At 48.0% G+C, this 273-nt stretch carries 1 pseudogene; it reads right to left on the bottom strand.

What is annotated here, in order from left to right:
* A pseudogene (locus R0K30_RS21910) lies at positions 1–273 on the bottom strand (peptidase T); the annotation flags it as partial.

The following is a 273-nucleotide window of genomic DNA, read 5'->3' as shown; positions in this document are numbered from 1 at the left end:
AATGTTCCGTGTCGGCAGTCCCATGTAAGAGAGCTGTGATCCGTCGGTTCCGCCCCGGATCGGTTCGATAATCGGTTCGATGTCGAGGTTTTTCATGGCTTGATAGGCGACATCGACTATCTCTTTGACCGGTTCGATTTTTTCTCTCATGTTGTAATATTGATCACGCAGTTCAAGCTTGATGCTTTCGTTGCCGTATTTGGCCGCCAGCGCATCAGCGGTTTTCTGCATATATTCTTTTCGTTCTGCAAAGCGGTCTCTGTCAAAGTCTCT

This window comes from Bacillus sp. SIMBA_154 (genome assembly GCF_046536015.1).
Taxonomy (GTDB): domain Bacteria; phylum Bacillota; class Bacilli; order Bacillales; family Bacillaceae; genus Bacillus; species Bacillus pumilus_P.
Note: the sequence above shows the minus strand (reverse complement) of the source record. Positions and strands in the feature narration are given on the sequence as shown.